This window comes from Streptomyces sp. Je 1-369 (genome assembly GCF_026810505.1).
Classification (GTDB): Bacteria; Actinomycetota; Actinomycetes; order Streptomycetales; family Streptomycetaceae; genus Streptomyces.
In genome coordinates, this window is record NZ_CP101750.1 from 2,584,261 (window position 1) to 2,600,100 (window position 15,840).

The window sequence follows — 15,840 nt, forward strand, 5'->3', positions numbered from 1 at the left end:
CGTTGATGGAGTTCGGCCGCCCGGATACCGTGCGCCGCAGCCTTCACCCCAGGGGGTACACATGTCCGAACCGTCCAGACGTACCGTGCTAGGCACCGCGGGAGCCCTCGGCCTCGGCGCCGCCGTCGGCGGCCTACCGCTGCCGGCCCACGCCGCCGACCGGCCCGCCGGTACCGCCGCGGGCCCCGCCTTCGATACGGATTCCGCGCGCTCGGCGCTCAACAGACTCCTGCCGCATCACGCGGAACAGTTCCGGCTCAGACTCCTCCCCGCGCGCGGCCGCGAGGACCGTTTCGAGGTCACGGGCACGACCGGCCGGATCGAGGTGTCCGGCACGACACCCGCCGTGCTGCTCACCGGCGTCCACTGGTACCTGAAGTACGTGTGCGGGGCCCACATCACCTGGAACGGCAACCAGCTGAACCTGCCGCGCAGGCTGCCCGCACCGGCCAGGACGCTCAGGCGGAGCACCTCGCTCCCCCACCGGTTCGCCCTGAACGACACGAACGACGGGTACACCGCGCCGTACGCCGACTGGGCGTACTGGGAGCGGATGATCGACGTACTCGCCCTGCACGGGTGCAACGAGGTCCTGGTGATCGCGGGCGCCGAAGCGGTGTACCGGAAGGTGCTCACCGAGTTCGGCTACTCCGACGCCGAGGCCAGGGCGTGGTTGCCCGCGCCCTCGCACCAGCCCTGGTGGCTGCTGCAGAACCTCTCCGGGTACGGAGGGCCGCTCTCCGACCGGCTCATCGCGGACCGGGCCGGGTTGGGGCGGCGCATCGTGCGGCGGCTTCGCGACCTCGGGATCGCGCCGGTCTTTCCCGGCTACTACGGGCATGTCCCCGACGGGTTCGTCGAGCGCAACGGCGGTGACGCGCGCGTCGTCCCGCAGGGCGTCTGGCACGGGTTCAAGCGGCCCGACTGGCTCGACCCGCGCACCACGGCGTTCGCGAAGGTCGCCGCCGCCTTCTACCGCCACCAGGAAGACCTCTTCGGCCCCGCCGACCTCTTCAAGATGGACCTGCTGCACGAGGGCGGCACCGCGGGTGACGTGCCCGTGCCCGCGGCGGCGCGCGGCGTGGAGGCGGCCCTGCGCAAGGCACGGCCGAACGCCACGTGGGTGATCCTCGGCTGGGAGGCCAACCCGCTGCCCGCGCTGCTCGACGCCGTCGACAGGAAGCGGATGCTGATCGTCGACGGCGTCTCCGACCGGTACGCGAAGGAGCCGGACCGGGAGAAGGACTGGGGCGGCACCCCGTACGCCTTCGGCACCATCCCCAACTTCGGCGGCCGCACGACGATCGGCGCCCGCACCCACCTGTGGAACGAGCGGTTCTTCGCCTGGCGCGACAAGGCGGGCAGCGCCCTGACCGGCACCGCGTTCATGCCCGAGGCCACGGACCGCGACCCGGCCGCCTTCGAGCTCTTCTCCGAACTGGCGTGGACGAAGGCACCGGTGGACCGGGCCGCCTGGTTCTCGTCGTACGCCGACTTCCGGTACGGCGGGCGGGACGCCGACGCGCGGTCCGCGTGGCGCACCCTGAACGCGACCGCCTACCAGCACACCGCCGTCGAACGCAGCGACCCGCACGACTCGCTCTTCGCCGCCCGCCCCGACCTCGCGGCGGCGCGCGCCGCGGAGTACGCGCCGCGGGCGCTCACCTACGACCCCGGGCGGTTCGACGCCGCCCTCACCGGCCTCCTCGGCGTGGCGGGGCCGCTGCGGGACAGCGCCGCCTACCGCCACGACGTGGTCGACGTCGCCCGGCAGGCCCTCGCCCACCGCAGCCGCCAGCTCCTGCCGCAGCTGCGGACGGCGTACGAGCGCAAGGACCGGCAGACGTTCGGCACGCTCGCGGAGCTGTGGCTGCGGCTGATGCGGCTCACGGACGAGGTGACGGGCACGCACCCGGCGTTCCTCCTCGGCCCGTGGACCGCGGCCGCCCGCCGCATGGGGACGACCGAGGCGGAACGCGCCGAGTTCGAGCGGACCGCGAAGGTCCTGATCACCGTGTGGGGCGAGCGCGCCACGGCCGACGCGGGTCGCCTGCACGACTACGGGAACCGCGAATGGCAGGGCCTCGTCGCCGACCTGTACGTGCCGCGCTGGCAGACGTGGCTCGACGAGCTGGCCGACGCGCTGGCGGCGGGGCGGGCGCCGAAGCCGGTGGACTGGTTCGCGATGGAAGACAAGTGGACGCGGGAGCGCAAGGACTATCCGCAGCGCCCGCAGGGAGCCTCCTCGTACCGTGTCGCCTCGCGCGTCCGGGACGTCCTGGCGCGGGCGCCCTACCAGGGCAGCCTGGAGGTCACCGCCGACCCTCCCGCCGTCCCGCCCGGCGGCCGCTCCCTTCTGACGGCCTCCTTCCGCAACGTCAACGGCCTCCGCGCCACGGGCCGCGTCGACTTCGCGTTGACGGGCATCGACGCGGAGCCGACGGGACCCGTCTCCCTGCCACGGGTGCCTCCCGCGGGCACGGGAAAGGTGACGTGGCGGGCCGCCGCCCCTGACACCCCGCTGGACCGGCCGCTGCGCCCGCTCCCCTACGAGATCACCGTGCGGTACGGGCCCGCGGGCGAGCGGCGGGTGCGGGCCGTCCATGAGGGCGTGCTGTACGAGGCGGGCCCGGTGGACGACGCGTGGAGCTCCTACACGAACAACGCCGCGGTGTTCGGGCAGTTGGGAGAGCGGTACGCGATCGACGGGGGCGGCGCCGACCTGTGGAAGGGCACGGCCGAGTTCGGGACGCTGTACCGGAAGGGGGCGCTGCGGGACGGGGTGTCCGTGACGGTGCGGGTCGACGGGCAGGCGAACACGGGCCCGTGGGCCAGGGCGGGCCTCATCGCCCGCAACTCCCTCGCGACGCCGCTGTCCCCGGGCTTCGTCGACCTGGCCGTGACGCCTGCCAACGGAGTGGTCCTCTCCTACGACACGAACGGCGACGGCACGCTCGACACGTACAAACGCATCACGGGCGTCACGGCGCCGGTGCTGCTCCGGCTCTCCCGTACCGGGGACTCGTTCACGGGCGCGTGCTCGACGGACGACGGCGCGACGTGGCGGACGGTGGCGACGGTGCCGGTGCCAGGGGCCGCGGCGGCGCAGGACGTAGGGCTGTTCATGAGCGCGACGAACGGGGGTGACGGGGCCCGCGGGACGGTGGAGTTCAGCGGGTGGAAGCTGGCGTAGGCACGTCCTCCCGCCCCACCCCTCTGTTGCGGGTGGGGCGGGAGGTGCCAGGGTGTGGCCATGGATGCTGAGTGGGAGAAGCGGATCGCGGCGGCCTGGGCGACTTTGGACTCCTATGGGGAGGACGGGGGCGCGGAGTTCCGGGCCGTGATCGACGGGCTCGCCGCGGAGTTGCCCGACGGGGACCCCGTGGGGCTCTTCGAGCGGGCCGGTGCCTTCGACTCCACCGGGCACTCGGACCGCGCCGTGCCGCTCTACCAGGAAGCCCTGGACCGCGGCCTCGACGGATACCGCAGGCGGCGTACGGCCGTACAGCTGGCGAGTTCGCTGCGGAACGTGGGCCGGGCGGAGGAGGGCGCCGCGCTGCTCACCGCCGAACTGGAGAAGGGGCCCGGCGAGTTGGAGGACGCGTTGCGCGCCTGTCTCGCGCTGTGCTACGCCAGCCTCGGCAGGGAGCGCGAAGGCCTCGCCCTCGTGCTCGAAGCCCTCGCCCCGCACCTCCCCCGCTACCAGCGTTCCATGGCCAACTACGCCCGCGCACTCGTGGCGGACACCCCGGCATGAGGTGACCAACCGACGATTCGCTCGTTCTGCTGAACGTGTCGTCGAATGTGCAGTCTCCGTCGAAGTCCCCGAAGTCCAGCCGCCCCACCCCGGTGGTCGACGTGGAGCAGGCCGAGGCCGCCCTCGTCGAGCACTATCCGCGGCTCGTCCGGCTCGCCTATCTGGTGCTGCCACCCAGTCTCGGCCGCAACCGCCGGGTCCTGACCGCCCACGCCCTCACCCAGCGCGCCCTGCCGCGCAGCCGCAGAACGGGCGAGGGAGCCGTCCCCGGTCAGCGGGGAGGGGGCGGCGGCCGGGCCGGTGAGGGCGGCAAGGCGCGGGCCCTCGGCGACCCCGCCTACGCGTACATGCGGCTCCAAGTGCTGTGCGGCGCCCTCGACGCCGGCGTCCCCCTGCGGTGGAACGCCTGGCCGAAGCGGGCCCAGCTGCCGCCGTTGCTGCCGCAGGTGCGCGGCCTTCGGCTCTTCCCGCGCTCGGGCGGCGCCGACGAACTCGCGCTGGACCAGCGGCTGTCCGCCCTGTCGGGCGCCGCCCGCGCCGCCTACGTACTGCGGGGCCTCGAAGCGCTGGACGACGGCGGTGTCTGTGCCGTGCTCGCCGCCGCGGGCTGCGAGGACCCCGAGGACGCCCTGGACGAGGCCGACGAGGTCGAGGCGCGGTACGACCTGCTCGCGTCCCCCGAGTTCGACCCCTGCTCCTTGCAGGCACGGCCGACCGACCTGATGCGGCGCAGGCAGCACATGAAGGCCGCGGGTGTCGCGGCCGCCGCCGTCCTGGTGTGCGGGGCGCTCCTCGGCCTGCCGGGCGACGGATGGGGGCCCGACGGAGCCGCCGCGCCGCCCTACGCGCAGAACCCCGCCGGACAAGCCGCGCTCGATCCGGGGCAGTTGACGACGGCGACCGCGGGGGCGTGGAAACGTTCCGCTCGGACCGACTTCTCCATGTGGCCCGCGCGCGGCGGCCTCGTCGGCGACAAGGACTTGCTGCGCCGCGCCCTCGCCGTATGGGCACGGCCCGGCGAGTCCGTGCAGGTCTCCGCGACGCCGGGCACCGCGGCCGGTGCGCCGCCCGGACCCGCCCGGCTGCTCTACGCCGGGGAGGTCGACTCCGCGCGCGTGGTGCTGCTCTACGACGGACTGCGCATCGTGCGGTACGCCGAGCCGAAGGAGGGCACCGGTGGCGCGGCGCTCGACTTCGCCCGGGTGGACGGCGCGACCGGTACGGAGGCGAACGCCGTCGTCGTCGACCGCGCCGACGGCAACATCCGCTATCTGACCGCTCCGTGGATCAAGGCCGTGGGCGTGCAGGACCTGCTGAAGCCCGCCGCGAAGGCCGTCGCGCTGCGGCGGTCGGCCGACGGTGTCACCGCCCCGTTCGCGGGCCCCGTGCAGACCGGCGCGTGCACGTCGTGGAACGCGCTGCGGCTGCGCGACCACACTGGTGCCACGCGTCTGACGACCGACCTCGGCGAGCTCGTCCCCGCCCATCTCACCGCGGGCCGCCCGCAGGCCCCGCGCGAGGCCTCGCCCGCCGAGTGGACGAAGTCCGCGTGCTCCCTCGCCACGGTCCGCTCGCACGGCGTCCGCTCCGTGAACGCGTGGACGTACGCCCGTCAGGCCCTGCCCGAGGCCAACGGCGCCGCCGACTGGGTGTGCACCCGCGCCGACACCTGGCGCGGCGAGGGCAGCCGGATCCTCGCCCAGTTCCAGACCGCCGACGGGCCCACGGGCGCCGTCGCCGCCAAGGCCGAGGACGTCCCCGCCTGCGGCAGCCGCGACCCGAAGGTCCTCGCGGGCGTCCTGTGGAAGTCACGGGCGGGCTCCTGGTACCTCCTGGGGGCGGGCAGCAAGAACGTCACGTCCATCACCGGGTCCGGCGGCGAGCGCACGCCGGGCAACGTCCTCGCCGTACGGACCGATCGGTCCACGAAGGCGCGGCTCACCGGCGCGCTGGCCGACGGAACGAAGGTGAACACGCTCCGCTGACCGAACTCACCGGCGCAGACCCCTGTACCCCCGAACTACCCATCAGTACATTGACGCCATGTCTAATACGCAGAGCCGGGCGCCCGAGCCCGTCGCGTCCGAGCACATAGCGCTCAAGGCACGCAACGTCTCCTTCTCGTGGGAGAGCACCCCGCTCCACTGGCTCCCGGACGACCCGTTCACCACGCACACCATCAACGTGCTGCATCTGCTGCTGCCCGCCGGTGAGCGCTGGTTCGTACACGTCTACAAGCAGGTCCTGCCGCTGATCCACGACGAGAAACTGCGCCAGGACGTCATCGGGTTCATCGGCCAGGAGGCCATGCACGCCCAGGCCCACGACGAGGTCCTGCCGCACCTCAAGGAGCAGGGCCTCGACCCGACGCCGTACACCGCGCAGGTCGACTGGCTCTTCGAGAAGCTGCTCGGCGACCGGACGCTGCCGCCCGGCAAGGCGCGCCGGTGGTGGCTGATGGAGCGCGTCGCGATCATCGCCGCCATCGAGCACTACACCGCGTTCCTCGGCAACTGGGTCCTCAACGCCGAGGAGCTGGACCGCAGGGGCGCCGACCCCACCATGCTCGACCTGCTGCGCTGGCACGGCGCGGAGGAGGTCGAGCACCGCTCCGTCGCCTTCGAGCTGTTCATGCACGTCGACGGCGGCTACCGGCGCCGGGCAAGGACCTGGGCGACCGCGTTCACCGCGCTGGTCTTCCTCTGGCAGCGGGGGGTGCGGTTCTTCATGGAGAACGACCCGACGCTCGTCGACGGCCGGGCGTCCTTCAAGGACTTCCACCGCAGCGGCAAGGCGGGCACCCTGCCCTCCACCGGCGACATGATCCGCTCCATCCCCCGCTACCTCAGCCGGGCCTACCACCCCTCGCAGGAGGGCAGCACCGAGCAGGCCGCCGCCTATCTCGCCGCCTCGCCCGCGGCCGTCGCCGCGCTCGCCGCCGAGAAGGGGGCCGCCTGACATGCCCCGCATCCGCACCGTCGCCCTCGCCGCGGGCGTCGCCCTGCTCACCCGGCGTGCCCTGCGCCGCCGCATCGCGGTCTCCCCGCTGTGGCCGCTGCCCGCCCTGGAGGAGCCCGTCTCCGGGCAGCCGCGCTCCCGGGCGCTGCGGCTCCGCGTCGCCCGGCACGAGACGGTCGCCGACGGCGTCGTCCAACTCCGCCTGGAAGGCGCGGGGTTGCCCGGCTGGGAGCCCGGCGCGCATCTCGACCTCGTGCTGCCTTCGGGGCTCGTGCGGCAGTACTCGCTCTGCGGCGACCCCGAGGACTCCTCCTCGTACACCGTCGCGACCCGCCTGATCGCGGCGGAACAGGGCGGCAGGGGCGGCTCGCGCGAGGTGCACGAGCAGCTCCGCGAGGGTGCCGTGGTCGAGGTGCGCGGGCCGCGCAACCGCTTCCCGCTGGCCGGAGCGGCGTCGTACGTCTTCGTGGCGGGCGGCATCGGGATCACACCGATCCTGCCGATGCTGCGGGCCGTCGAGGCGGCGGGCGCGCCATGGCGGCTGCTCTACGGCGGGCGGTCGCGGGCGTCGATGCCGTTCCTCGAAGAGGTGGAGAAGCTCGGCGGCGCCGGGCGCGGCCGCGTCACCGTGGCCGCACAGGACGAGGACGGGCTGCCGGACGTCGCCGCCTTCCTCGACGGGACGCCGCCCGGCACCGCCGTCCACGTGTGCGGGCCCGAGGCGCTGATGGACGCCGTCGCCGCCGTCCTGCCCGACGGCTGCTCCCTCCACTTGGAAAGGTTCACGCCACGCACCTCCACGGACGGCAACGCCGCTTTCGAGGTGGAACTGCGGCGCAGCGGACGTACGGTGGCGGTCGCCGCGGACACCACGGTGCTCGCCGCGGTCCGCGCGGAGCTGCCCAACACCCCGTACAGCTGTCGGCAGGGCTTCTGCGGAACGTGCCAACAGCGCGTCGTGGAAGGGGAGATCGACCACCGCGACGAGCTGCTCACCGACGACGAGCGGACCGGCTCGATGCTCATCTGCGTCTCGCGGGCGCGTGGCGAGCGGCTCGTCCTCGACATGTGAGACGGACGCCGGGAACGGACACGGACCGGCCGGTATCGGGGCCGGTTCTGCTCGGTAAGGTGTTCGCATGACAACCGGGGTGCGCCGCAGGATGGGTGTCGAGGAGCGGCGGCAGCAGTTGATCGGGGTCGCCCTCGACCTGTTCAGCAACCGCTCGCCCGACGACGTGTCCATCGACGAGATAGCGGCGGCCGCGGGCATCTCGCGCCCGCTGGTCTACCACTACTTCCCCGGCAAACTCAGCCTGTACGAGGCGGCGTTGCGCCGGGCGGCGGACGACCTGGCGGGTCGGTTCGTGGAGCCCCGCGAGGGGCCGCCCGGGGCCAGGCTGCTGCGGGTGATGGGCCGCTTCTTCGCCTTCGTCGACGAGCACGGGCCCGGCTTCTCCGCGCTGATGCGGGGCGGCCCCGCGGTCGGCTCCTCGACGACGAACGCGCTGGTCGACTCGGTGCGCCAGGCGGCGTACGAGCAGGTGCTGTTCCAGCTCGACGTCACCGAGCCCTCCGCGAGGCTCGAACTCGTCGTGCGGTCCTGGATCTCCCTCGCCGAGTCGACGGCGCTGATCTGGCTGGACGGCCGGCGCATCCCGCGCGCGGAGCTCGAACTCCAGCTGGTGCACGACTTCGCGGCGCTCGCCGCGGTGAGCGCCGCCTACGACGAGGGCATGGCGACGCTGCTGCGCGAGGTCCTCGCGTCCGAACCGCCCGACGGCCCCTTCGCGGAGCTCCTGGAACGGCTTGCCACACTGGCCCCATGACAGCACAACTGACTGTCCGCCGCGCGGACATCGGCGACGCGGCGATCTTGGCGGGCCTCTATGAAGACGTGGTCCGCAGGATGCTGGCACGCGGCATCGACCAGTGGAAGTCCGGCGCCAAGGACGAGCGGCACTTCGAGCGGGTGATCGGCTCCTCCACGGCGCAGGCATGGCTCGCGTACGACGGGTCCGGCGCCCTCGGCGCGTACGAGCTGTGGTGGTCCGACGAGCAGGCGTGGGGCGCGCGGCCGCCGGTCGCCGGGTACGTGCACCGGCTGATGACGCGGCCCGGGGCGCCCGCGGGGACGGGCCGGGCGCTGCTGCGGGACGCCGAGCGCCGGATCGCGGCGGCGGGCCGTGAACTGAGCCGTCTGGACGTCATGGTGACCAGCCCACGCCTGCGCACGTACTACGAAGAAGCCGGTTACGCCGTCGTCGGCGAACTCACGGACAAGATCGCCGCGGACGGCACCCCGTACGGCGTACTGCTCATGGAGAGGCCGCTCGGCTGAGGTCCGCTCTACCGCAGCCGCAGGGCGAGGAGTGCGATGTCGTCCTCGCGGTTGTGGCCCAGGCAGGCGAGCAGGGTGTCGCAGAGGGCCGTGACGCCGAGGGGCGCTCCGGCCGCGACCGTGCGCAGGTGCTCCATGGATTCGGCGAGGTCGGTGCCGCGGGTCTCGATGAGCCCGTCGGTGACCATGAGGAGCCGGTCGGTGCGGCGCAGGACCGTCTCGGTGGGCGGCGGCCTGTCCAGGCCGAGGCCGAGCAGGGGGCCCTTCGCCCGGAGGTAGGTGGCCGTGCCGTCGTCGGTGACGACGAGGGGCGGGATGTGTCCGGCGTTGGCGACGCGGGTGCGTCCGGTGGCGGGGTCGACGAGGGCCAGGCAGAGGGTGGCGGTCACCTCGGGGTGGTAGCGCTGCAGCATGCCGTCGAGGCGCCCGGCGAGCGTGCGCGGGTCGGGGTCCTCGATGCAGTAGGCGCGCAGCGCGTGCCGGATCTCGACCATGACGGTCGCGGCGTCCAGGGAGTGGCCGACGACGTCGCCGATGCCGGTGAGGAGCCCCTGCGAGGTGGCGAGCGAGGCGTAGAAGTCGCCGCCGATCTCGGTGTCGCGCGATGCGGGTTCGTAGCGGACGACGACTTCGGTGCCGGGGGTCTGCGGGACGTGCGCGGGCAGGAAGCTGCGTTGGAGGGTGAGGGCGATGTGGCGTTCCATCTCGTACATCAGCAGTCGCTCGGCGGCGACGGCGGTGGCGTGGGCCAGGCGCCCCACGAACCGTCCGGTGCCGGGTGCGGGTCCCCGGTCGTACACGGGCGTGGCGAGGCAGACGGGCGCGGACCCGTCGCGGGCACGGGCCAGGGTGAGACGGGCTCCGACGGGGCGGCCCGTGCCGTCGGACGGCTCGGCGTGGAAGAAACCGGCGGGCCACAGGGGTGCGGGCACGACGAGGTCACGCACGCCCACTTGGCCCGTCGTGCCGCTCTCGATGAGCCGGGCCACTGTGTGGTGCGCGCCCTCGTCGGGCAGGGAGGCGGCGGCCCTGCGCCGGGACAGGCTGCGGTGGAGCTCGCCGTCGTCGCCGATGACGAAGGCCGCGGCGGGACCGTCGGTGAGGCGGGCCGTGCCGGCCGCGGCGGCCTCGGCGAGTTCGCGGGGGCAGCGGGCGGACTGCACGTCGAGGATCGTCTCGGCGAGCCGGGTCAGGTGTCCGGCCTGCGCCTCGGCATCGCTGCGGTGGCGTGCGCCGCGGGCCGCGGCACGCACGACGGCCTGGATCTCCTCCGGTTCGGCGGGCACCGTCAGATAGGCCTCGCCGCCCGCGTCGAGGCCCAGGCAGCGGTCGGCGGGGGCTACCCGGGCGGCCGAGAAGTGCACGACGGGCAGGGCGGCGAACGGTGGTGTCTCCTTCAGCCTGCGGCAGAGCTCGAAGCCGCTCATGTCGGGCAGGCCGACGTCGACGAGCGCCACGTCCGGCAGTTCACCGGCGCGTCGGCGCACGTCGAGCTCGATGAGGGCCTCGCCCGCGCTGGCGGCGAGGACGACGCGGTGGCCGTCCCTGCGCAGGACCGCACCGAGGGCATATCTGCTGGCGGCGACGTCGTCCACCACCAGGATCGTGCAGCCTGCCTTGGCGTTCACGCTCACGCGGGGCCCCTTTGGGGCTGGTGGGGCAGGCCCCCCGCGGGCCTGCCCGACCAAGTTAGCGCCCCGGAGCGCGTGGCGGGAGATGATGAGGCCGCTCCGACCGGGATCGGTGAAGATCCAGGAACTTTCCTCGCGCGAAAGGACCTTGGCGATAGAATCTCCGGCCCGCCCCCCGGCCCTGGTGCACCCTCGTGACCTTCACGTTCCGCCGGGCGTTCTCACCGGAGAAGCCGACCGCCGCACCCGTCCTGAGGGACTCCATGACCCAGAACGTCACCTCCGCGCCCGCCACCGAGTCCTCGTCCGCCGGGGAGTGGTGGCGCGAAGCCGTCATCTACCAGGTCTATCCGCGCAGCTTCGCCGACGGGAACGGCGACGGCATGGGCGACCTGCCCGGCATCACGGACCGTCTGCCGTACCTGCGCGACCTGGGCGTGGACGCCGTGTGGCTCTCCCCTTTCTACGCGTCGCCGCAGGCCGACGCCGGGTACGACGTGGCGGACTACCGCGCGGTCGACCCGATGTTCGGCACCCTCACCGACGCCGACGGCCTCATCGGTGAGGCGCACGCGCTCGGGCTGCGCGTCATCGTCGACATCGTGCCCAACCACTGCTCCGACCGGCACGAGTGGTTCGGGCAGGCGCTGCGCGAGGGCCCCGGTTCCGCGGCCCGCGACCGCTTCCTGTTCCGCCCCGGCCGGGGTGCGGACGGCGAACTCCCGCCGAACGACTGGGAGTCCGTCTTCGGCGGCCCCGCCTGGACGCGGGTCGAGGACGGGGAGTGGTACCTCCACCTGTTCGCGCCCGAGCAGCCCGACTTCGACTGGGAGCACCCGGACGTCCACGACGAGTTCCGGTCCGTCCTGCGGTTCTGGCTCGACCTCGGCGTCGACGGGTTCCGCATCGACGTGGCGCACGGCCTGGTCAAGGCGGCGGGTCTGCCGGACATCGGCCACGCGGAGCAGGTCAAGCTGCTCGGCAAGCAGGCCGTGCCCTACTTCGACCAGGACGGTGTGCACGAGATCTACCGCGACTGGCGCCACATCCTCGACGAGTACGGGGAGGACGGCGGGACACGGCGGGTCGCCGTCGCCGAGGCGTGGACCCCGACGGTCGAGCGCAGCGCCCGCTATCTCCGCCGCGACGAGCTGCATCAGGCCTTCAACTTCGAGTATTTGACGACGGGTTGGGACGCCGAAGCGCTGCGCGACGTCATCGACCGCTCGCTGGCCGCGATGAACGCGGTGGACGCGCCCGCGACGTGGGTGCTCTCCAACCACGACGTCGTACGCCACGCGACGCGCTTCGCGGACGGCGACGAGGCACGGGGGCTGCGCCGGGCGCGGGCGGCCACGCTCCTGATGCTGGCGCTGCCGGGCTCGGCCTACCTGTACCAGGGCGAGGAGCTGGGGCTGCCGGAGGTGACGGAGCTGCCGGACGAGGTGCGGCAGGACCCGGCGTTCTTCCGCGGGTCGGGGCAGGACGGCACGCGGGACGGCTGCCGGGTGCCGCTGCCGTGGTCCGGGGAGCGCGCCCCGTTCGGCTTCGGGCCGCGCGAGGGCGGCCCGAGCTGGCTGCCGCAGCCTGCCGCCTGGAAGGACCTGTCGGTGGCCGCGCAGTCGGGCGACCCGGCGTCGACGCTGGAGTTCTACCGGCGGGCGCTGGCCGTGCGCCGCGCGCACCCGGCGCTCGGCGCGGGCCGCGACATCACGTGGCTGCCGGCGCCGGAGGGCGTGCTCGCGTTCCGCCGCGCCACCTCCGCCGGTTCGTTCGTGTGCACGGTAAATCTCACGGAGTCACCGGTCGCGCTGCCGACGCCCGGCACGCCGCTCCTGGCCAGCGCGGAGATCGCGCCGGGCGCGGGGCGGACGGTGCTTCCGGCGGATTCGGCGGTCTGGTGGGCAGCCTGAGGGGCGACCGGTACAGTCCAATCCTGTGACCGCACGGCTAGCCGACATCGCAGCCCAGGCGGGGGTCAGCGAAGCGACAGTGAGCCGCGTGCTCAACGGGAAGCCGGGCGTCGCCGTGGGCACCCGTCAGTCCGTGCTGGCCGCGCTCGACGTGCTGGGCTACGCACGGCCGGTGCGGCTGCGCCGGCGCAGCGAGGGTCTGGTGGGGCTGATCACGCCGGAGCTGGAGAACCCGATATTCCCCGCGCTCGCGCAGGTCGTCGGGCAGGCCCTGACCCGGCAGGGGTACACGCCGGTGCTCGCCACGCAGAGCCCCGGCGGTTCCACGGAGGACGAGCTCACGGAGATGCTCGTCGACCGGGGGGTCGCGGGGATCATCTTCGTCTCGGGGCTGCACGCGGACACGTCCGCCGACACGCACCGTTACGAACAGCTGCGGGCGCAGGGCGTCCCCTTCGTCCTGGTGGACGGCCACGCGCCGAAGGTGCAGGCGCCGTCCATCTCGCCGGACGACCGCGCGGCGATGCGCCTCGCGGTGACCCACCTGGTCTCCTTGGGGCACACACGCATCGGGCTCGCGCTCGGCCCGAAGCGGTTCGTGCCCGTGCAGCGCAAGATCGAGGGGTTCGTCCGCACGATGCGGGAGCAGCTGGACCTCTCCCCCGACACGGTCGAGGCGGAACTGGTCCAGCACTCCCTGTACTCCCTGGAGGGCGGTCAGGCCGCGGCCTCGGCACTCCTCGACCGCGGCTGCACGGCGGTGGCATGTGCCAGTGACATGATGGCGCTGGGTGCGATACGGGAGGCGCGGAGGCGCGGCCTGGAGGTGCCGGACGACGTCTCCGTGGTCGGCTTCGACGACTCGCCGCTGATCGCGTTCACCGACCCGCCGCTGACCACCGTGCGCAAGCCGGTGCCCGCCATGGGCCGGGCCGCGGTGCGCACGCTCCTGGAGGAGATCGGCGGCACGCCCGCGCCGCCCGGCGAGTTCGTCTTCATGCCCGAACTGGTCGTCCGGGGTTCAACCGCCTCAGGTCCCAGGCGTCCCTAGCGCCACTCGTGGGACGCGCGCTCCTTCCAGCGGCGTAGAGAATGCGGTCCGAACCCGACCAGGGGATGATCGGTCGAAGGGTGGGGATCTGGCAGACTCTGTCCCTATGGGTGAGACCACCGTGACGACACTCGAAGGCCAGGAAAGGGCCGGCGCATCACCCATCGCGGACGAGAAGAACGACCGCAATGGGCGGACCGCGCTGCGTCGTTTCCGCCGCCTCCGCACGCCCCGCCGCCCCCGCCTCTGGTTCGAGATCCTCCTCATCGGCGTCAGTTACTGGACGTACTCACTGATCCGCAACGCGGTGCCGGAACAGAAGTCCAAGGCGCTGCGCAACGCGGACTGGATCTGGCGCGTCGAGCACGATCTGGGCATAGCGGTCGAGCGGAGCGTCAACCACGCCGTCGACTCGGTGACCTGGCTCATCGTCGGCATGAACTACTACTACGCGACCCTGCATTTCGTGGTCACGCTCGGTGTCCTCGTCTGGCTCTTCCGCAGGCATCCGGGGCGGTACGCGGCCACGCGCCTCGTCCTCTTCGCCACGACAGCGGTCGCCCTGGTCGGCTACTACTTCTACCCGCTGGCCCCGCCGCGCCTGATGAACGGCACCAGTTTCATCGACACGGTGATCGTCCACCAGACGTGGGGCTCGATGGCCTCCGGCGACCTCAAGAACATGTCGAACCAGTACGCGGCGATGCCGTCGATGCACATCGGCTGGTCGCTGTGGTGCGGCCTCACGATCTTCGCCCTCGCGTCGGTGCCGTGGGCCAAGGTGCTCGGCCTGCTCTACCCCGTCACGACCCTCGTCGTCATCGTGGCCACCGCCAACCACTTCTGGCTCGACGCGGTCGGCGGCATGATCTGCCTGGCCTTCGGCTTCGCGGTCGCGCGGCTCTGGTACGGCTCGATGCCGTACGCGCTGCCGCGCGACGTGCCCGCGCGGGACCGCCTCCCTACTTGAACGAGTCGTCCCCGTCCCAGTTGACGGTGACGACCTCCGGGGCGAGGCCGTGGATGACGGCGCGGCCGACGTCCTTCTTGAAGCGCTCGATCAGGTCCTCGATGCCGCCGTGCGGGTACCTGGAATCCAGGGCCGCCAGGAGCGTCTCACGCGGTACGTCGACGGCGTCGGCGAGGATCTGTGTGTTCTCGGGACGGTTGTTCCAGCCTCCGGCGTTGTTCCGGCCCACGTGGATCGACTCCATGGCCGTGAGGCTGGACGCGCCCGCTTCATGGATCAGGTTCTGGCCGGCCAGCGGGCGCGCCGTCAGGTGGAAGAGGGAGCCCCTGATCGCCGCCGTGGACGCACCGGTCTTGCGGTTCTGGACCTCGCCGCCGCTGGTCAGCATCACGTTGAGGTGGACGGCGAGCCGGGCGGTGGTGCCGCCCGCGGCGACGGTCACCTCCACGGGCCGGGAGATGAGGTTGTTGCCGCCGTTGTTCCGGCACTCGGGCCCGAACTGGAAGCCGGCGAGCGTACGGTCCTGGCCGACGATGATGTTCAGGAGCCGGTCCCAGTCCACGCGGGGAGCGGTCTGGGTCTGGGTGCCGGGGACGCGCTGTACGGCGGTCTCGGCGTGGTCGGCGTGCTCGTGCCCGTGCCCGGCAGCCTCGGTGTGGGCCTCGGGCGCCGGGCCCGAGAGGACCCGGTGGGCGTTGGCCTCGGCCTCGCGCTCGAACCGGTCGGACGGGTCGGAGACCTTGAGGCCCGAGCCGTTGTCGGTACCCGCGACGGGTCCGTTGCGCTGCTGGATGACGTGCGTCAGCTCGTGCGCGAGCGTGTGCCGGTCCGCTCCCCCGTCGCCGATGACGACGTGGCTGCCGGAGGTGTAGGCGCGGGCGCCGACCTCCGCCGCCGAGGCCTTCGCGGCGCTGTCGTCGTGCACGCGGACGTCCGAGAAGTCCGCGCCGAGGCGGGCCTCCATGTCCGTACGCGTGCCCGCGTCGAGGGGGCGCCCGCCGCCGCGGAGCACGTCGTGCACGGAGGACCGCTGCACCGCACGGACGACGGCCGCGTTGCCCGCGCTGCGCTGCAGGGCGTGGATCTCCTGCGCGGTCATGCTGCCCTCCGCGCGCGACGGCGACGCGGCGCCACGGGCCGGTACGCGGCCGGCGCGCTCCCCCTCGGCGGGTCGGGCGGTTTCACGGGCACGCATGGGGCCTCCAGGCAGACGGACTCG

Annotated in this window: 12 protein-coding genes; 10 read left to right on the forward strand and 2 right to left on the reverse strand. The window is 73.1% G+C overall.

Going from position 1 to position 15,840, the window contains the following annotated elements; all coding sequences use genetic code 11:
* Positions 1-61: 61 nt before the first annotated feature.
* The 7 genes from NOO62_RS11835 to NOO62_RS11865 all read left to right on the forward strand — a co-directional run bounded on the left by NOO62_RS11835 (position 62) and on the right by NOO62_RS11865 (position 9,056).
* Positions 62-3,193 carry an alpha-N-acetylglucosaminidase gene (locus tag NOO62_RS11835; protein WP_268770849.1) on the forward strand — a complete coding sequence of 1,044 codons (3,132 nt, stop codon included), beginning with the start codon at positions 62-64 and terminating at the stop codon, positions 3,191-3,193.
* Positions 3,194-3,253: 60 nt separating this feature from the next.
* Complete coding sequence (locus tag NOO62_RS11840; RefSeq protein WP_268770850.1) at positions 3,254-3,757, forward strand: tetratricopeptide repeat protein; 504 nt, start codon at positions 3,254-3,256, stop codon at positions 3,755-3,757.
* 35 nt (positions 3,758-3,792) lie between these two features.
* Positions 3,793-5,742: a hypothetical protein gene (locus tag NOO62_RS11845; protein WP_268770851.1), complete on the forward strand. Its 1,950-nt coding sequence runs from the start codon at positions 3,793-3,795 to the stop codon at positions 5,740-5,742.
* A 58-nt stretch (positions 5,743-5,800) separates the two neighbouring features.
* Positions 5,801-6,715, forward strand: coding sequence for a metal-dependent hydrolase (locus NOO62_RS11850; RefSeq protein ID WP_268770852.1), 915 nt, complete (start codon positions 5,801-5,803; stop codon positions 6,713-6,715).
* A gap of 1 nt (position 6,716) precedes the next feature.
* Positions 6,717-7,787 carry a PDR/VanB family oxidoreductase gene (locus NOO62_RS11855; protein ID WP_268770853.1) on the forward strand — a complete coding sequence of 357 codons (1,071 nt, stop codon included), beginning with the start codon at positions 6,717-6,719 and terminating at the stop codon, positions 7,785-7,787.
* 67 nt (positions 7,788-7,854) lie between these two features.
* Complete coding sequence (locus NOO62_RS11860; protein WP_268770854.1) at positions 7,855-8,544, forward strand: TetR/AcrR family transcriptional regulator; 690 nt, start codon at positions 7,855-7,857, stop codon at positions 8,542-8,544.
* The gene (locus NOO62_RS11865; RefSeq protein ID WP_268770855.1) at positions 8,541-9,056 is read left to right on the forward strand and encodes a GNAT family N-acetyltransferase; all 516 of its coding nucleotides are present in this window, start codon (positions 8,541-8,543) and stop codon (positions 9,054-9,056) included. The genes NOO62_RS11860 and NOO62_RS11865 overlap by 4 nt, the downstream gene beginning before the upstream one ends.
* 8 nt (positions 9,057-9,064) lie before the next feature.
* Here the strand turns inward: NOO62_RS11865 and NOO62_RS11870 are convergent, their stop codons facing one another.
* Positions 9,065-10,690, reverse strand: coding sequence for a SpoIIE family protein phosphatase (locus NOO62_RS11870; protein ID WP_414930805.1), 1,626 nt, complete (start codon positions 10,688-10,690; stop codon positions 9,065-9,067).
* Between the two features lie 260 nt (positions 10,691-10,950).
* Between NOO62_RS11870 and NOO62_RS11875 the strand changes: the two genes are divergently transcribed.
* From NOO62_RS11875 to NOO62_RS11885, 3 genes are all read left to right on the forward strand, one after another.
* Positions 10,951-12,600, forward strand: coding sequence for a glycoside hydrolase family 13 protein (locus NOO62_RS11875; RefSeq protein ID WP_268775577.1), 1,650 nt, complete (start codon positions 10,951-10,953; stop codon positions 12,598-12,600).
* 25 nt (positions 12,601-12,625) lie between these two features.
* Positions 12,626-13,651 (forward strand): LacI family DNA-binding transcriptional regulator, encoded by a 1,026-nt coding sequence (locus NOO62_RS11880; protein WP_268770856.1) that lies wholly within the window; start codon positions 12,626-12,628, stop codon positions 13,649-13,651.
* 106 nt (positions 13,652-13,757) lie between these two features.
* Positions 13,758-14,621 (forward strand): phosphatase PAP2 family protein, encoded by an 864-nt coding sequence (locus NOO62_RS11885; protein WP_268770857.1) that lies wholly within the window; start codon positions 13,758-13,760, stop codon positions 14,619-14,621.
* On the opposite strand, the gene NOO62_RS11890 is transcribed toward NOO62_RS11885, so the two are convergent.
* On the reverse strand, positions 14,614-15,816 hold the full coding sequence (locus NOO62_RS11890; RefSeq protein ID WP_268770858.1) for a DUF4157 domain-containing protein: 1,203 nt from the start codon (positions 15,814-15,816) through the stop codon (positions 14,614-14,616). The genes NOO62_RS11885 and NOO62_RS11890 overlap by 8 nt on opposite strands.
* Positions 15,817-15,840: the final 24 nt, after the last annotated feature.

Excerpts from the sequence above, each read along its gene's own strand:
- NOO62_RS11835 (WP_268770849.1), top strand. The coding sequence starts at position 62 with ATGTCCGAACCGTCCAGACGTACCGTGCTAGGCACCGCGGGAGCCCTC.
- NOO62_RS11840 (WP_268770850.1), top strand. The coding sequence starts at position 3,254 with ATGGATGCTGAGTGGGAGAAGCGGATCGCGGCGGCCTGGGCGACTTTG.
- NOO62_RS11850 (WP_268770852.1), top strand. The coding sequence starts at position 5,801 with ATGTCTAATACGCAGAGCCGGGCGCCCGAGCCCGTCGCGTCCGAGCAC.
- NOO62_RS11855 (WP_268770853.1), top strand. The coding sequence starts at position 6,717 with ATGCCCCGCATCCGCACCGTCGCCCTCGCCGCGGGCGTCGCCCTGCTC.
- NOO62_RS11860 (WP_268770854.1), top strand. The coding sequence starts at position 7,855 with ATGACAACCGGGGTGCGCCGCAGGATGGGTGTCGAGGAGCGGCGGCAG.
- NOO62_RS11865 (WP_268770855.1), top strand. The coding sequence starts at position 8,541 with ATGACAGCACAACTGACTGTCCGCCGCGCGGACATCGGCGACGCGGCG.
- NOO62_RS11875 (WP_268775577.1), top strand. The coding sequence starts at position 10,951 with ATGACCCAGAACGTCACCTCCGCGCCCGCCACCGAGTCCTCGTCCGCC.
- NOO62_RS11885 (WP_268770857.1), top strand. The coding sequence starts at position 13,758 with ATGGGTGAGACCACCGTGACGACACTCGAAGGCCAGGAAAGGGCCGGC.
- NOO62_RS11890 (WP_268770858.1), bottom strand. The coding sequence starts at position 15,816 with ATGCGTGCCCGTGAAACCGCCCGACCCGCCGAGGGGGAGCGCGCCGGC.